General features: G+C 49.9%; 11 protein-coding genes and 4 tRNA genes. 13 read left to right on the top strand and 2 right to left on the bottom strand.

Annotation, left to right across the window (positions count from 1 at the left end; all coding sequences use genetic code 11):
* Nucleotides 1-177: 177 nt before the first annotated feature.
* Together LCF41_RS00970 and LCF41_RS00975 are read right to left on the bottom strand one after the other, a co-directional pair.
* A protein-coding gene (locus tag LCF41_RS00970; RefSeq protein WP_225086520.1) for an IS5 family transposase occupies nucleotides 178-1,021 on the bottom strand; the annotation gives its coding sequence in 2 pieces (ribosomal slippage) (nucleotides 178-676 and nucleotides 675-1,021; 846 coding nt in all).
* A gap of 65 nt (nucleotides 1,022-1,086) precedes the next feature.
* Nucleotides 1,087-1,635, bottom strand: a complete 549-nt coding sequence (locus tag LCF41_RS00975) for a GNAT family N-acetyltransferase (protein ID WP_225086521.1) — start codon at nucleotides 1,633-1,635, stop codon at nucleotides 1,087-1,089.
* Between the two features lie 331 nt (nucleotides 1,636-1,966).
* On the opposite strand from LCF41_RS00975, the gene LCF41_RS00980 reads away from it, so the two are divergent.
* From LCF41_RS00980 to rpoC, 13 genes are all read left to right on the top strand, one after another.
* Nucleotides 1,967-2,042, top strand: a tRNA-Thr gene (locus LCF41_RS00980).
* Between the two features lie 15 nt (nucleotides 2,043-2,057).
* Nucleotides 2,058-2,142 (top strand) — tRNA-Tyr (locus LCF41_RS00985).
* A 130-nt stretch (nucleotides 2,143-2,272) separates the two neighbouring features.
* A tRNA-Gly gene (locus LCF41_RS00990) sits at nucleotides 2,273-2,347 on the top strand.
* A gap of 6 nt (nucleotides 2,348-2,353) precedes the next feature.
* Nucleotides 2,354-2,429, top strand: a tRNA-Thr gene (locus LCF41_RS00995).
* Nucleotides 2,430-2,536: 107 nt separating this feature from the next.
* Nucleotides 2,537-3,721, top strand: a complete 1,185-nt coding sequence (tuf, locus tag LCF41_RS01000; RefSeq protein ID WP_225086522.1) for an elongation factor Tu — start codon at nucleotides 2,537-2,539, stop codon at nucleotides 3,719-3,721.
* 237 nt (nucleotides 3,722-3,958) lie between these two features.
* Complete coding sequence (secE, locus tag LCF41_RS01005) at nucleotides 3,959-4,342, top strand: preprotein translocase subunit SecE (protein ID WP_010285488.1); 384 nt, start codon at nucleotides 3,959-3,961, stop codon at nucleotides 4,340-4,342.
* Between the two features lies 1 nt (nucleotide 4,343).
* Nucleotides 4,344-4,889: a transcription termination/antitermination protein NusG gene (nusG, locus tag LCF41_RS01010; protein WP_005970339.1), complete on the top strand. Its 546-nt coding sequence runs from the start codon at nucleotides 4,344-4,346 to the stop codon at nucleotides 4,887-4,889.
* A gap of 162 nt (nucleotides 4,890-5,051) precedes the next feature.
* The gene (gene rplK / locus LCF41_RS01015) at nucleotides 5,052-5,480 is read left to right on the top strand and encodes a 50S ribosomal protein L11 (RefSeq protein WP_012772932.1); all 429 of its coding nucleotides are present in this window, start codon (nucleotides 5,052-5,054) and stop codon (nucleotides 5,478-5,480) included.
* A gap of 3 nt (nucleotides 5,481-5,483) precedes the next feature.
* On the top strand, nucleotides 5,484-6,188 hold the full coding sequence (gene rplA, locus LCF41_RS01020; protein ID WP_180742832.1) for a 50S ribosomal protein L1: 705 nt from the start codon (nucleotides 5,484-5,486) through the stop codon (nucleotides 6,186-6,188).
* Between the two features lie 317 nt (nucleotides 6,189-6,505).
* A complete protein-coding gene (rplJ, locus tag LCF41_RS01025) occupies nucleotides 6,506-7,003 on the top strand; it encodes a 50S ribosomal protein L10 (RefSeq protein WP_012772934.1) in 498 nt (165 codons plus the stop codon).
* A gap of 66 nt (nucleotides 7,004-7,069) precedes the next feature.
* Nucleotides 7,070-7,435 (top strand): 50S ribosomal protein L7/L12, encoded by a 366-nt coding sequence (rplL, locus tag LCF41_RS01030; protein ID WP_012772935.1) that lies wholly within the window; start codon nucleotides 7,070-7,072, stop codon nucleotides 7,433-7,435.
* A 326-nt stretch (nucleotides 7,436-7,761) separates the two neighbouring features.
* The gene (rpoB, locus tag LCF41_RS01035) at nucleotides 7,762-11,790 is read left to right on the top strand and encodes a DNA-directed RNA polymerase subunit beta (RefSeq protein ID WP_225086523.1); all 4,029 of its coding nucleotides are present in this window, start codon (nucleotides 7,762-7,764) and stop codon (nucleotides 11,788-11,790) included.
* A gap of 106 nt (nucleotides 11,791-11,896) precedes the next feature.
* Nucleotides 11,897-16,120 carry a DNA-directed RNA polymerase subunit beta' gene (rpoC, locus tag LCF41_RS01040; RefSeq protein ID WP_225086524.1) on the top strand — a complete coding sequence of 1,408 codons (4,224 nt, stop codon included), beginning with the start codon at nucleotides 11,897-11,899 and terminating at the stop codon, nucleotides 16,118-16,120.
* Nucleotides 16,121-16,353: the final 233 nt, after the last annotated feature.

A 16,353-nucleotide genomic window follows, 5' to 3' on the forward strand; every position in this document is an offset into this window, starting at 1 on the left:
GCGAAGAAAACGGGCTATTAGTTTAGCCAACGCTATGATCGCGGCACCTTTTCTTATGTAATAAATTTTTGATAATGGGCAGGTTAACACTTTGCTGATAGAAAGAAGAAGAGAAAATCGGTTCTGTACCCGATGCTTCTATAGTTTACGCATCGGGTACAGGCTAGGCTGTGTCCCTTAACTTAACACTCGCTTCAAAAATAACCGGATCGCCCCCAGTTTAAGCATACTCAGATAATTTCTTGCTGTTTTTTCTGAGCGTGTAGCGATGCGACGATTTTCCTTTAATCCCGCAAAGCAGCGCTCCACAACATTGCGTTTTTTGTACAACCGGCTATTGAGTTTTCTGCGTCTATCCTGACTGGCTTTCTCATTCCGTTTAAAAGGGATGACTGACTTTATTCCCTTAACCTTCAAATAAATACGAAGACTTTTCCCTGAGTATCCCTTATCCGCCAGTACAGCTTTTGGACGCGATTTCAGGCACCCACTTTTACGAATAACACCAACTCGGTTGAGCAGGTCTTTTGCATACTGGCTTTCGTGGGCTTGCCCACCGCTCAGACAGAAACTTAATGGCAATCCGGTGCCATCTGTCGCCAGATGGATCTTGGTGCCAAAGCCGCCGCGAGAGCGACCCAGCCCATGATCGTCGAGTTCATCGGGATGTTTTTTTAGCTCCTGCAGCGGCTTTCAGGGCTCGAATATTGCTGCCATCAAGCGCGATGACATCCCAGTCAATCAGTGATTTTTCATCCAGAATTTGAAGTAGCTTATTGAAAAGGCTGTTCATTATTCCGGTTTTTGACCACCGGTTAAAGCGGTTATAAATCGTTTTCCAGTGACCATAGCGTTCGGGTAAATCCCTCCACGGCGCTCCAGAACAAAGAACCCAAAATATTCCATTCATGACATGCCTGTGCGCAAGATAAGGCCGCCCCCCTTTAGCAGAACCTCTCTCAGGTGGCAGCATCGGTGCAATCAGAAACCATGCATCATCAGGGAAATCGTAACGAGCCAAATTGAAGGACTTTTTGTGGTTAAACTATGCTTCGTATTGTACAAAAAATAGTTACGGGACACAGCCTAGCTGGCGATTGCTTTACCTAACCCATTCACGGCAAAGAGGCGTTTATAGTAGATAGCCGTTGGATGGTAATAACCATCGGGTGTGCAAGCATAGTCAGGCAACTCTCCCAGATGGTGATAACCCATGGCTCGGTAGAATGCTTCTGCTGGGGAGCCAGCTTGGGTATCTAAATAGAGTAACCCTCTCTGTTGGAAAAGCGCGTGTTTTTCCAGTAACTGAATGAGCTGTCTGCCTATTCCCGCTCTCCGTACACGGCTATGAACTAACAATTTTTGAATTTCAGCTCTGTTTCTCCCGTTTGGCTTTTGACATAACTCTAGCTGTACACTTCCGACGATACCTTCCTCGTCGCGTGCTGCCCATAGTATGCGATCACCGTTAGCGACAGATGCTTGTAATCCATGAAAATATTCCATAGCTTCTTTGTGGTGCAGAGGCGATTGATATCCAACAGAGGCGCCTTTTTCTACAGCATCTATTAATAGACTGGCCAGTTCTTCACGATAGACAGGTAAGGTTGCCGCATTGAGTTGAACTATTTTCATCGTATTTTGCTCGTTCTTCAGAAATTTGTTTCTAACTCAGCAAAATTTGTTCCAAGTCTATTTTCTTAGAAAAACGAGCAAAATAGCGTCTGTCAGTGAGGGACATGTTCTCTTTAAGGGCAAAAGGCGCATTTTTGGTGCAAGAGATATAGGGCAAATTTGATGGTGCAATGCGCATTTCCTGGAGAAGATTTGATGGTTCTTTGCACTAATTCTTGTTGCTGACCTAGAATTGTGAGTGAATCTGGATAAAATCTAAGCGAAAGCACATTTTACGCAATTTTTTTGTTGCATCGAGCGCTCTGTCTACCTAGAATGCGCAGCACTTGATGCCGGCTTAGCTCAGTAGGTAGAGCAACTGACTTGTAATCAGTAGGTCACCAGTTCGATTCCGGTAGCCGGCACCATCAAGTACACAATCAGGTGGGGTTCCCGAGCGGCCAAAGGGAGCAGACTGTAAATCTGCCGTCACAGACTTCGAAGGTTCGAATCCTTCCCCCACCACCAAATTCAATCCTGGTAACAGGATATTCGATACGGTAGCAAGACCAAGCCGGATCGACGAACGCGGGGTCTATAAGTTCTTATTCCTCAACTTCAAAATCTACAGAAAAATTAGGTAGCCGAGTTCCAGGATGCGGGCATCGTATAATGGCTATTACCTCAGCCTTCCAAGCTGATGATGTGGGTTCGATTCCCACTGCCCGCTCCAAGATGTGCTGATATAGCTCAGTTGGTAGAGCGCACCCTTGGTAAGGGTGAGGTCGGCAGTTCGAATCTGCCTATCAGCACCACTTCCTTTTCCTCCTCCTGATTTTCTTTCTGTGAATAAATTCAGCAAGCTATTGCTTGGTTGATGTGGTGATACCACCGATTTATCCGTGTCTTAGAGGGACAATCGATGTCTAAAGAAAAATTTGAACGTACAAAACCGCACGTTAACGTCGGTACTATCGGCCACGTTGACCATGGTAAAACAACGCTGACCGCTGCAATCACTACCGTTCTGGCTAAAACCTACGGTGGTAACGCACGTGCATTCGACCAGATCGATAACGCGCCAGAAGAAAAAGCACGTGGTATCACCATCAACACGTCTCACGTTGAATACGATACCCCGTCTCGCCACTACGCGCACGTTGACTGCCCAGGACACGCCGACTATGTGAAGAACATGATCACCGGTGCTGCCCAGATGGACGGCGCGATCCTGGTTGTTGCTGCGACTGACGGCCCAATGCCTCAGACGCGTGAGCACATCCTGCTGGGTCGCCAGGTTGGCGTTCCTTTCATCATCGTGTTCCTGAACAAGTGTGACATGGTTGATGACGAAGAGTTGCTGGAACTGGTTGAGATGGAAGTGCGTGAGCTGCTGTCTCAGTACGACTTCCCAGGCGACGATACCCCAGTGGTTCGTGGTTCTGCGCTGAAAGCGCTGGAAGGCGACGCTGAGTGGGAAGCGAAAATCATCGAACTGGCAGGGTTCCTGGATTCTTATATCCCAGAGCCAGAGCGTGCAATTGACAAGCCGTTCCTGCTGCCAATCGAAGACGTATTCTCCATCTCCGGCCGTGGTACCGTTGTTACCGGTCGTGTAGAGCGCGGTATCGTTAAAGTTGGTGAAGAAGTGGAAATCGTTGGTATCAAAGACACCGCGAAATCTACCTGTACCGGCGTAGAAATGTTCCGCAAACTGCTGGACGAAGGTCGTGCGGGTGAGAACGTTGGTGTTCTGCTGCGTGGTATCAAGCGTGAAGAAATCGAGCGTGGTCAGGTACTGGCTAAGCCGGGTTCAATCAAGCCACACACCAAGTTCGAATCAGAAGTGTATATCCTGAGCAAGGATGAAGGCGGCCGTCATACTCCGTTCTTCAAAGGCTACCGTCCTCAGTTCTACTTCCGTACCACTGACGTAACGGGCACCATCGAACTGCCAGAAGGCGTAGAGATGGTAATGCCGGGCGACAACATCAAAATGGTTGTTACCCTGATCCACCCAATCGCGATGGATGACGGTTTGCGTTTTGCAATCCGTGAAGGCGGCCGTACAGTAGGCGCGGGCGTTGTTGCTAAAGTTATCGCTTAATCGCTGATAACGTTTGACGCGACACGCGATAAAAGGGCATCATTTGATGCCCTTTTTCTACGCTGTCATGGTAGAACCTATCTCATCAGCGATTGTGGGATATAATCATTGGTGAGATAGGCTCTGTAGATACGGCGTAAATACCGAATTATTCGTTTTACAGAACATCTTTCGGTTTGGTTGCCCCGTGGTTACGGGGCAAAGTTATTTGTCTGAATCATTGTGACAGGTTGGTTTATGAGTGCGAATACCGAAGCTCAGGATAGTGGGCGTGGCCTGGAAGTGATTAAGTGGCTGGTAGTAGGTGCCTTGCTGGTTGTTGCGATTGTTGGCAATTATTATTACCGCGAATTTAGTCTTCCTCTGCGTGCATTGGCCGTTGTTATCCTGATCGCCGCAGCCGGTGGTGTGGCACTGCTGACCACGAAAGGCAAAGCAACCGTAGCGTTTGCTCGCGAAGCGCGTACCGAAGTGCGCAAAGTAATTTGGCCGACTCGTCAGGAAACGTTACACACCACGTTAATCGTTGCCGCGGTGACTGCCGTGATGTCACTGATTTTGTGGGGACTGGATGGTATTCTGGTCCGTCTGGTATCGTTTATCACTGGCCTGAGGTTCTAAGATGTCTGAAGCTCCAAAAAAACGTTGGTACGTCGTTCAGGCGTTCTCTGGTTTTGAAGGTCGCGTAGCACAATCACTGCGTGAACATATCAAACTCCATAATATGGAAGAACTGTTTGGCGAAGTCATGGTGCCTACTGAAGAAGTAGTCGAAATCCGTGGTGGCCAGCGTCGCAAGAGTGAGCGCAAGTTTTTCCCTGGTTATGTCTTGGTACAGATGGTGATGGAAGATGCCAGTTGGCATCTTGTACGCAGCGTACCTCGTGTTATGGGGTTCATTGGCGGTACATCTGATCGCCCTGCGCCAATCAGTGACAAAGAAGTGGATGCGATTATGAATCGTCTCCAGCAAGTTGGTGACAAACCTCGTCCGAAAACGCTGTTTGAACCGGGTGAAATGGTGCGCGTTAACGACGGTCCATTTGCTGACTTTAACGGTGTTGTTGAAGAAGTTGACTATGAGAAGAGCCGCCTGAAGGTGTCTGTCTCTATCTTTGGTCGTGCAACGCCGGTTGAACTGGACTTTGCTCAAGTCGAAAAAGGCTAATTTTTCCACAAGATTTGCTGGAAATAGCTACTTGCCTATGGCGCGAAATTAACCTATAATTTCGCGCCTTTTGTTTTTCAGGGGCCTTAAAGGCGTCTGAAACGTAATACAAACCACGGGGAGCCTTTCACTAGGCGCTATTACCCAATTGAGGAAAGCTAAATGGCCAAGAAAGTACAAGCCTATGTCAAGCTGCAGGTTGCAGCTGGTATGGCTAACCCAAGCCCACCGGTAGGTCCGGCTCTGGGTCAGCAGGGTGTAAACATCATGGAATTCTGTAAGGCGTTCAATGCTAAAACTGAAAGCGTTGAAAAAGGTCTGCCAATTCCTGTTGTTATTACCGTTTATTCTGACCGTTCTTTCACCTTCGTTACCAAAACGCCTCCAGCAGCTGTTCTGCTGAAGAAAGCAGCTGGTATCAAGTCTGGTTCTGGTAAGCCGAACAAAGACAAAGTTGGTAAAGTAACGAGCGCTCAGGTTCGTGAAATCGCAGAAACTAAAGCTGCGGACATGACTGGTTCTGATGTAGACGCCATGGCGCGTTCTATCGCAGGTACCGCTCGTTCCATGGGCCTGGTAGTGGAGGATTAATAAATGGCTAAGCTGACCAAGCGCATGCGCGTGATCCGTGACAAAGTTGATGTAACTAAACAGTACGACATCAACGAAGCTGTTGCTCTGCTCAAAGAGCTGGCCACTGCTAAGTTCGTAGAAAGTGTAGACGTCGCTGTTAACCTCGGCATCGATGCACGTAAATCTGACCAAAACGTTCGCGGTGCAACCGTTCTGCCTCACGGCACCGGTCGTTCTGTTCGCGTAGCTGTCTTCACCCAGGGTGCAAACGCTGAAGCTGCTAAAGCTGCTGGCGCTGAATTCGTGGGCATGGAAGATCTGGCTGATCAGATCAAGAAAGGCGAAATGGGCTTTGACGTTGTTATTGCATCTCCTGATGCTATGCGCGTTGTTGGCCAATTGGGCCAGGTTCTGGGGCCACGTGGCCTGATGCCAAACCCGAAAGTGGGTACTGTAACTCCTAACGTTGCTGAAGCGGTTAACAATGCTAAAGCTGGTCAGGTTCGTTACCGTAACGACAAGAACGGTATCATCCATACCACTATTGGTAAGGTTGATTTCGATTCTAACAAATTGAAAGAAAACCTGGAAGCCTTGCTGGTTGCGCTGAAAAAAGCAAAACCATCTCAGGCAAAAGGCGTGTACATCAAGAAAGTTAGCCTGTCTACCACTATGGGCGCTGGCGTTGCTATCGACCAGAGCGGTCTGAACGCTGCTGCTAACTAATAGCTTTTGTTCCGCTTTACTCGGGTGTGAGATTTACCTATAATTTTACGCCCGTTGTTCCTCAAGTGGAATAACGCAAGAATTTTCGGTTGGAGCCTGGCCTATCCAGGCCTCCGTCCAAGACCGCAGGTGTTTCGAAAGAAACTTAATCCTTCCTGCGTAGACGGTGACAGAGCCTAAATAACGTTTTTCTTTTTTATAAAGAATAATTTTTTACTGGATTCTGCTCACCGTGTTTCAACGCTTATCTCTAATTTTGGCGATAAGTGAAGTGAGTTCCGGAGATTTTCTCCGGCTAAATCCAGGAGCAAAAGCTAATGGCATTAAATCTTCAAGACAAACAAGCGATTGTTGCTGAAGTCAGCGAAGTAGCCAAAGGTGCGCTGTCTGCGGTTGTTGCGGATTCCCGTGGCGTTACCGTTGATAAAATGACCGAACTGCGTAAAGCAGGTCGTGAAGCTGGCGTTTACATGCGTGTTGTTCGTAACACCCTGCTGCGCCGCGTCGTTGAAGGCACTCAATTTGAATGCCTGAAAGACACGTTTGTTGGTCCGACCCTGATTGCATATTCTATGGAACACCCGGGCGCTGCTGCTCGTCTGTTCAAAGAGTTCGCGAAAGCGAATGCAAAATTTGAGGTCAAAGCTGCAGCCTTTGAAGGTGAGCTGATCCCGGCGGCTCAAATTGACCGTCTGGCAACGCTGCCGACTTACGAAGAAGCACTGGCACGTCTGATGTCGACCATGAAAGAAGCCGCTGCAGGCAAACTGGTTCGCACTCTGGCTGCTGTTCGCGATGCAAAAGAAGCTGCGTAATAGCGCTTTCTTTTCTAACGCACTTGCTAACGTATAAACTATTTCTGATTCTTAGGAACAATTGTTATGTCTATCACTAAAGATCAAATTCTGGAAGCAGTAGCAGCTATGTCTGTAATGGATGTTGTTGAGCTGGTTTCTGCTATGGAAGAAAAATTCGGTGTTTCTGCTGCTGCTGCTGTAGCTGTTGCTGCTGGCCCAGCTGAAGTTGCTGAAGAAAAAACTGAGTTCGACGTTGTGCTGAAAGGCATCGGCGCTAACAAAGTTGCTGTAATCAAAGCTGTTCGTGGCGCGACTGGTCTGGGCCTGAAAGAAGCCAAAGATCTGGTTGAATCTGCACCAGCAGTTCTGAAAGAAGGCGTGAGCAAAGATGACGCTGAAGCACTGAAAAAATCACTGGAAGAAGCTGGCGCAGAAGTTGAAGTTAAATAAGCCAATCTTTCAGGTTGCAGCCTGATTTATTAGGCTGATGGCTGGTGGCTTTTTAGTCACCAGCCTTTTTGCGCTGTAGGGCATCAATGGGCTTTCGCACTGTTTAGCCATTGATTTCCCCAATATTTTTTTCTATTGACGACTTAATATACTGCTTTCCAGAACGGGTTCCCTGCCTGAGCAAAAGCAATGAAATGGTTTAAGAGTAATAGAAAGACGTATTACGGAAAGTTCCCCATTTTCCGACCAACATAAATAGTGTTGCATGAACTGTCCTTCTTAGGGCAGACAGAGTGGTTCGACTTGTCAGCTAGCTGAGGAACCCTATGGTTTACTCCTATACCGAGAAAAAACGCATTCGTAAGGATTTTGGTAAACGTCCGCAGGTTTTGGACGTACCTTATCTCCTTTCTATCCAACTTGACTCGTTCCAGAAGTTTATCGAGCAAGACCCGGAAGGTCAGTACGGTTTGGAAGCTGCATTCCGTTCTGTTTTCCCCATAAAAAGCTATAGCGGTAATTCAGAGCTGCAATACGTTAGCTATCGCTTGGGCGAGCCAGTATTTGACGTTAAAGAATGTCAGATCCGTGGTGTGACGTTCTCTGCGCCGCTACGCGTGAAACTGCGCTTGGTGATCTACGAGCGCGAAGCGCCTGAAGGCACCGTTAAAGACATCAAAGAACAAGAAGTTTACATGGGCGAAATTCCGCTCATGACCGACAACGGTACCTTCGTGATCAACGGCACTGAGCGTGTAATCGTATCTCAGTTGCATCGTAGTCCAGGTGTGTTCTTCGATAGCGACAAAGGTAAAACCCACTCTTCAGGTAAGGTGCTGTATAACGCACGTATTATTCCTTACCGTGGTTCCTGGTTGGATTTCGAGTTTGATCCGAAGGATAACCTGTTTGTTCGTATCGACCGTCGCCGCAAATTGCCTGCGACCATTATCCTGCGCGCGCTGGGTTACTCCACCGAACAGATCCTCGATCTTTTCTTCGATAAAATTGTCTATGAAATCAATGGCAATAAGTTACAGATGGATCTGGTTCCTGAGCGCCTGCGTGGTGAAACCGCATCGTTTGATATCGAAGCGAACGGTAAAGTTTATATCGAAAAAGGTCGCCGTATCACTGCGCGTCATATTCGTCAGTTAGAGAAAGACGGTATTGAGCGCATTGAAGTGCCTGTTGAATATATTGCTGGCAAAGTACTGTCCAAAGACTATATCGACGAGAGCACCGGTGAACTGATCGGCGCAGCCAACATGGAGCTGTCGCTGGATCTGCTGGCTAAACTGAGCCAGTCTGGCCACAAACGTATCGAGACTCTGTTCACCAACGATCTCGATCACGGCGCATACATGTCTGAAACTGTGCGTGTCGATCCATCAAACGATCGTCTGAGTGCGCTGGTTGAAATCTATCGTATGATGCGTCCTGGTGAGCCGCCAACGCGTGAAGCAGCAGAAACGCTGTTTGAGAACCTGTTCTTCTCTGAAGACCGCTACGATCTGTCTGCGGTCGGTCGTATGAAGTTCAACCGTTCTCTGTTGCGTGATGAGATCGAAGGTTCCGGTATCCTGAGCAAAGATGACATCATCGAAGTGATGAAGAAGCTCATTGATATCCGTAACGGTAAAGGCGAAGTGGACGATATCGACCACCTCGGCAACCGTCGTATTCGTTCCGTCGGCGAAATGGCAGAAAACCAATTCCGCGTGGGTCTGGTGCGTGTAGAACGTGCTGTAAAAGAGCGTCTGTCTCTGGGCGATCTTGATACGCTGATGCCACAGGACATGATCAACGCCAAGCCGATTTCGGCTGCCGTGAAAGAGTTCTTCGGTTCGAGCCAACTGTCACAGTTTATGGACCAGAACAACCCGCTGTCCGAGATTACGCACAAACGTCGTATCTCTGCATTGGGTCCAGGCGGTCTGACGCGTGAACGCGCTGGCTTTGAAGTCCGTGACGTACACCCAACTCACTACGGCCGTGTTTGTCCTATCGAAACCCCGGAAGGTCCGAACATCGGTCTGATCAACTCCTTGTCCGTTTATGCGCAAACGAACGAATACGGTTTCCTTGAAACCCCGTATCGTCGCGTGCGTGACAACGTGGTGACGGATGAGATCCATTACCTGTCTGCGATTGAAGAAGGTAACTTCGTTATCGCACAGGCCAACACCAATTTGGACGAAGAAGGCCGCTTCATCGACGAACTGGTTACCTGCCGTAACAAAGGTGAGTCCAGCTTGTTCAGCCGCGATCAGGTTGAATATATGGACGTTTCCACACAGCAGGTGGTTTCCGTCGGTGCATCCCTGATTCCGTTCCTGGAACACGATGACGCCAACCGTGCCCTGATGGGTGCGAACATGCAACGTCAGGCCGTTCCTACCCTGCGTGCTGATAAGCCGCTGGTTGGTACCGGTATGGAACGTGCTGTTGCGGTTGACTCCGGTGTAACTGCCGTAGCCAAACGTGGTGGTACAGTACAGTACGTGGATGCATCCCGTATTGTAATCCGCGTTAATGACGATGAAATGTATCCAGGCGAAGCCGGGATCGACATCTATAACCTGACCAAATATACCCGTTCTAACCAGAACACCTGCATCAGCCAGATGCCGTGTGTGTCTTTGGGTGAGCCGGTAGAACGTGGCGACGTTCTGGCAGATGGCCCGTCCACCGATCTGGGTGAACTGGCGCTGGGTCAGAACATGCGCGTGGCATTCATGCCATGGAATGGTTACAACTTCGAAGACTCCATCCTCGTTTCCGAGCGTGTGGTTCAGGAAGATCGCTTTACGACCATCCACATTCAGGAACTTGCCTGTGTGTCTCGTGACACCAAGTTAGGGCCTGAAGAAATTACTGCGGATATCCCGAATGTGGGTGAAGCAGCACTTTCTAAACTGGATGAGTCCGGCATCGTTTACATCGGTGCGGAAGTGACCGGTGGTGACATTCTGGTTGGTAAGGTTACGCCGAAAGGTGAAACCCAACTGACGCCAGAAGAAAAACTGCTGCGTGCGATCTTCGGTGAGAAAGCGTCTGACGTTAAAGACTCTTCTCTGCGTGTACCAAACGGTGTTTCCGGTACGATTATCGACGTACAGGTCTTTACCCGCGATGGCGTGGAAAAAGACAAGCGTGCGCTGGAAATCGAAGAAATGCAGCTGAAGCAGGCGAAGAAAGACCTGACTGAAGAATTGCAGATTCTGGAAGCGGGCCTGTTTGCACGTATCCACGCTGTGCTGGTTTCCGGCGGCGTAGAAGCTGACAAACTGGACAAACTGCCGCGTGAGCGTTGGTTGGAACTGGGTCTGACTGATGAAGATAAACAGAATCAGTTGGAGCAGTTGGCAGAACAATATGATGAGCTGAAGCACGAGTTTGAGAAAAAACTCGAAGCTAAGCGCCGTAAAATCACTCAGGGCGATGATCTGGCACCGGGCGTGCTGAAAATCGTCAAGGTTTATCTGGCTGTTAAACGTCAGATCCAACCGGGTGACAAAATGGCAGGTCGTCACGGGAACAAAGGTGTTATCTCCAAGATCAACCCGATCGAAGATATGCCTTACGATGAGAACGGTACGCCGGTCGATATTGTACTGAACCCACTGGGCGTACCTTCACGTATGAACATTGGTCAGATTCTGGAAACCCACTTGGGTATGGCTGCGAAAGGTATCGGCGAGAAGATCAACGCCATGCTCAAGCAGCACGAAGAAGTGACTAAACTGCGTGAGTTCATCCAGAGAGCCTACGATCTGGGCGACGATGTGCGTCAGAAAGTCGACCTGAGCACTTTCTCAGACGAAGAAGTGATGCGTCTGGCTGAAAACCTGAAGAAAGGTATGCCAATTGCAACGCCAGTATTCGACGGTGCAAAAGAGAAAGAAATCAAGGAACTGTTGCAGATGGGCGGTATCCCTACCTCCGGTCAGATTACCCTGTACGATGGACGTACCGGTGAGAAATTTGAACGTCAGGTTACAGTGGGCTACATGTACATGCTGAAACTGAACCACTTGGTTGACGATAAGATGCATGCTCGTTCCACCGGCTCTTACAGCCTGGTTACTCAGCAGCCGCTGGGTGGTAAGGCGCAGTTCGGTGGTCAACGCTTCGGTGAGATGGAAGTGTGGGCGCTGGAAGCTTATGGTGCAGCTTATACCCTGCAAGAAATGTTGACCGTTAAGTCTGATGATGTGAACGGCCGTACCAAGATGTATAAGAACATCGTGGATGGCAATCATCAGATGGAACCAGGCATGCCGGAATCCTTCAACGTATTGTTGAAAGAAATCCGCTCGCTGGGTATCAACATCGAGCTGGAAGAAGAGTAATCCCAGCTCGTTGTATTGCTGGCATTCGTCATAGGGACACCTGAATTGTGTTGTTAAAGGCATGGTTCAGGTGTCTATCAGGTCTAACTCCGACAGGAGCCAATCCGTGAAAGACTTATTAAAGTTTCTGAAAGCGCAAACTAAAACCGAAGAGTTTGATGCGATCAAAATTGCTCTGGCCTCGCCAGACATGATCCGTTCGTGGTCTTTTGGTGAAGTTAAAAAGCCAGAAACCATCAACTACCGTACGTTCAAACCTGAACGTGACGGCCTTTTCTGCGCCCGTATCTTTGGGCCGGTAAAAGATTATGAGTGCTTGTGCGGTAAGTATAAGCGCCTGAAACACCGCGGTGTGATTTGTGAGAAGTGCGGCGTTGAAGTGACCCAGACTAAAGTGCGCCGTGAGCGTATGGGCCACATCGAGCTGGCTTCTCCGACTGCGCACATCTGGTTCCTGAAGTCACTGCCTTCCCGTATCGGCTTGCTGCTGGATATGCCGCTGCGTGATATTGAGCGTGTGCTTTATTTCGAATCTTATGTTGTGGTTGAAGGTGGCATGACCAACCTTGAGCGCCGTCAGATCCTGACTGAAGAGCAGTATCTGGATGCGCTGGAAGAGTTTGGTGATGAATTCGACGCGAAAATGGGCGCCGAAGCGATCCAGGCTCTGCTGAAGAATATGGATCTGGAGCAGGAATGTGAGCAGCTGCGTGAAGAGCTGACCGAAACCAACTCCGAAACCAAACGTAAGAAGCTGACGAAGCGTATTAAGCTGCTGGAAGCGTTCGTACAGTCTGGTAACAAACCAGAGTGGATGATTCTGACCGTTCTGCCGGTACTGCCGCCAGATCTGCGTCCGTTGGTTCCGTTGGATGGTGGTCGTTTCGCGACTTCCGACCTGAACGATCTGTATCGTCGCGTGATCAACCGTAACAACCGTCTGAAACGCCTGCTGGATCTGGCTGCGCCAGACATCATCGTACGTAACGAAAAACGTATGTTGCAGGAAGCGGTTGATGCGCTGTTGGATAACGGCCGTCGCGGTCGTGCGATCACCGGTTCTAACAAGCGTCCTCTGAAATCTTTGGCCGATATGATCAAAGGTAAACAGGGTCGTTTCCGTCAGAACCTGCTCGGTAAGCGTGTTGACTACTCCGGCCGTTCTGTAATCACCGTTGGTCCATACCTGCGTCTGCATCAGTGTGGTCTGCCGAAGAAAATGGCACTGGAGCTGTTCAAACCGTTCATCTACGGCAAGCTGGAACTGCGTGGTCTTGCTACCACCATTAAAGCCGCCAAGAAAATGGTTGAGCGCGAAGAAGCTGTCGTATGGGATATCCTGGACGAAGTGATTCGCGAACACCCGGTTCTGCTGAACCGTGCACCAACACTGCACCGTTTGGGTATCCAGGCATTCGAACCGGTTCTGATCGAAGGTAAAGCGATCCAGCTGCACCCGCTGGTTTGTGCGGCCTATAACGCCGACTTCGATGGTGACCAGATGGCTGTGCACGTACCGCTGACGCTGGAAGCCCAGTTGGAAGCGCGTGCGTTGATGATGTCGACCAACAACATCCTGTCTCCTGCGAATGGTGAGCCAATCATCGTTCCTTCTCAGGACGTGGTATTGGGTCTGTATTACATGACGCGTGACTGTGTTAACGCCAAAGGCGAAGGCATGGTTCTCACGGGTCCGAAAGAAGCTGAACGCGTTTATCGCGCTGGTCTGGCCTCTCTGCATGCGCGCGTGAAAGTGCGTATCACGGAAGAGATCAAGAGCATCGAAGGCGAGATCACGCATCAGACGACGCTGATTGATACGACTATCGGCCGTGCCATCCTGTGGATGATCGTACCGAAAGGTCTGCCGTATTCGATCGTTAACCAGCCTCTGGGCAAGAAAGCGATCTCCAAAATGCTGAACACCTGTTACCGCATTTTGGGTCTGAAACCGACCGTTATCTTTGCTGACCAGATCATGTATACCGGTTTTGCTTACGCGGCGCGCTCTGGTGCTTCCGTAGGTATCGATGACATGGTTATCCCAGAGAAGAAAGCCGAGATTATCGAAGAAGCCGAAACCGAAGTTGCCGAGATTCAGGAGCAGTTCCAGTCTGGTCTGGTTACCGCGGGCGAACGCTATAACAAAGTGATCGATATCTGGGCTGCGGCGAACGAGCGTGTTGCGAAAGCGATGATGGAAAACCTGTCCGTTGAGGATGTGGTTAACCGTGATGGCGTGGTTGAGCAGCAGGTTTCTTTCAACAGCATCTTTATGATGGCTGACTCCGGTGCGCGTGGTTCTGCGGCACAGATTCGTCAGTTGGCGGGAATGCGTGGTCTGATGGCGAAACCAGATGGTTCCATCATCGAGACGCCGATTACCGCAAACTTCCGTGAAGGTCTGAACGTACTCCAGTACTTCATCTCGACGCACGGTGCGCGTAAAGGTCTGGCGGATACCGCACTGAAAACCGCAAACTCCGGTTACCTGACTCGTCGTCTGGTTGACGTTGCGCAGGATCTGGTTGTGACCGAAGACGATTGTGGTACCCACGAAGGTATCATGATGACGCCGGTTATCGAGGGTGGTGATGTTAAAGAACCACTGCGTGAACGCGTACTGGGTCGTGTAACGGCTGAAGACGTGATCAAACCGGGCACGGCGGATATTCTGGTTCCACGCAACACGCTGCTGAACGAGCAGTGGTGTGACATGTTGGAAGAGAACTCCGTTGACGCCGTTAAAGTACGTTCAGTAGTAAGCTGCGAAACCGACTTTGGCGTGTGCGCCAATTGCTACGGTCGCGATCTGGCTCGTGGTCATATCATCAACAAAGGTGAGGCTATCGGGGTTATCGCGGCACAGTCCATCGGTGAGCCGGGTACACAGTTAACCATGCGTACGTTCCACATCGGTGGTGCGGCATCGCGTGCGGCAGCTGAGTCCAGCATTCAGGTGAAAAACAAAGGTAGCCTGAAACTGAGCAACGCGAAGTTCGTTGTGAACAGCAGCGGTAAACTGGTTATTACTTCACGTAATACCGAACTGAAGCTGATCGACGAATTCGGACGTACTAAAGAAAGCTATAAAGTGCCTTACGGTGCGGCGATGGCGAAAGGCGATGGCGCAGAAGTTAACGGTGGCGAAACCGTAGCGAACTGGGACCCGCATACCATGCCGGTTATCACCGAAGTGAGCGGTAACATTCGCTTCACCGACATGATCGACGGCCAGACGATTACTCGTCAGACCGACGAACTGACCGGTTTGTCCTCTATCGTGGTTCTGGATAGTGCAGAGCGTACCGGTAGCGGTAAAGACCTGCGTCCGGCACTGAAAATCGTTGATGACAAAGGTGAAGACGTACTGATTCCAGGTACGGATATGCCTGCTCAGTACTTCCTGCCGGGCAAAGCGATCGTGCAGTTGGAAGACGGCGTGAAAATCAGCAGCGGTGATACTCTGGCGCGTATTCCTCAGGAATCCGGCGGTACCAAGGATATTACCGGTGGTCTGCCACGCGTAGCCGACCTGTTCGAAGCCCGTCGTCCGAAAGAGCCGGCTATTCTGGCAGAGATCAGCGGTATCATTTCCTTCGGTAAAGAAACCAAAGGTAAACGCCGTCTGGTGATTTCTCCGTTGGATGGCAGCGATGCTTACGAAGAGATGATTCCGAAATGGCGTCAGCTCAACGTGTTCGAAGGTGAAGTGGTTGAACGTGGTGACGTTGTTTCCGACGGCCCAGAGTCTCCGCACGATATCCTGCGTCTGCGTGGCGTACATGCAGTAACGCGTTATATCACCAACGAAGTTCAGGAAGTTTACCGTCTGCAAGGCGTTAAGATTAACGATAAACACATCGAAGTTATCGTTCGTCAGATGTTGCGTAAAGGCACCATCGTTAACGCAGGTAGCACCGAGTTCCTGGAAGGCGAACAGGCAGAAGTCTCTCGCATCAAGATTGCCAACCGTCAGTTGGAAGCGGATGGCAAGATTACGGCAACGTTTAGCCGCGATCTGCTGGGTATTACCAAAGCATCTCTGGCGACCGAGTCCTTCATTTCTGCGGCATCGTTCCAGGAAACCACTCGCGTACTGACCGAAGCCGCTGTTGCGGGTAAACGTGATGAACTGCGTGGCCTGAAAGAGAACGTTATCGTGGGTCGTCTGATCCCAGCGGGTACGGGTTATGCGTACCATCAGGATCGTATGCGCCGCCGTCAGGCGGGTGAAGCGCCAATCGTACCTCAGGTGAGTGCCGATGAAGCTTCTGCTAACCTGGCAGAACTGCTGAACGCAGGCTTTGGTAGCAGCGACGACGAATAAGTCTCTTTACGCTGTACTACCATGCGGTAAATAACGAAAACCCCGGCTATTATGGTCGGGGTTTTTTTATGGTGCCTGCCCTATAGATGCTCGTGGTCAAGCCGTCGCAAGCGACGTTAAAAATTGATGGAAGGCGTCCTGCCTTCCACCCTGTGGGCCAACGCGATGCGTTGTTAAAAAACGCTCCCGGCGTTTTATATCATCCTGAAATTTTTTATAGCGCACATCCCTGT

The sequence above is a fragment of the Pectobacterium colocasium genome (assembly GCF_020181655.1).
Taxonomy (GTDB): Bacteria; Pseudomonadota; Gammaproteobacteria; order Enterobacterales; family Enterobacteriaceae; genus Pectobacterium; species Pectobacterium colocasium.

Excerpts from the sequence above, each read along its gene's own strand:
- LCF41_RS00975 (WP_225086521.1), bottom strand. The coding sequence starts at position 1,635 with ATGAAAATAGTTCAACTCAATGCGGCAACCTTACCTGTCTATCGTGAA.
- tuf (WP_225086522.1), top strand. The coding sequence starts at position 2,537 with ATGTCTAAAGAAAAATTTGAACGTACAAAACCGCACGTTAACGTCGGT.
- secE (WP_010285488.1), top strand. The coding sequence starts at position 3,959 with ATGAGTGCGAATACCGAAGCTCAGGATAGTGGGCGTGGCCTGGAAGTG.
- nusG (WP_005970339.1), top strand. The coding sequence starts at position 4,344 with ATGTCTGAAGCTCCAAAAAAACGTTGGTACGTCGTTCAGGCGTTCTCT.
- rplK (WP_012772932.1), top strand. The coding sequence starts at position 5,052 with ATGGCCAAGAAAGTACAAGCCTATGTCAAGCTGCAGGTTGCAGCTGGT.
- rplA (WP_180742832.1), top strand. The coding sequence starts at position 5,484 with ATGGCTAAGCTGACCAAGCGCATGCGCGTGATCCGTGACAAAGTTGAT.
- rplJ (WP_012772934.1), top strand. The coding sequence starts at position 6,506 with ATGGCATTAAATCTTCAAGACAAACAAGCGATTGTTGCTGAAGTCAGC.
- rplL (WP_012772935.1), top strand. The coding sequence starts at position 7,070 with ATGTCTATCACTAAAGATCAAATTCTGGAAGCAGTAGCAGCTATGTCT.
- rpoB (WP_225086523.1), top strand. The coding sequence starts at position 7,762 with ATGGTTTACTCCTATACCGAGAAAAAACGCATTCGTAAGGATTTTGGT.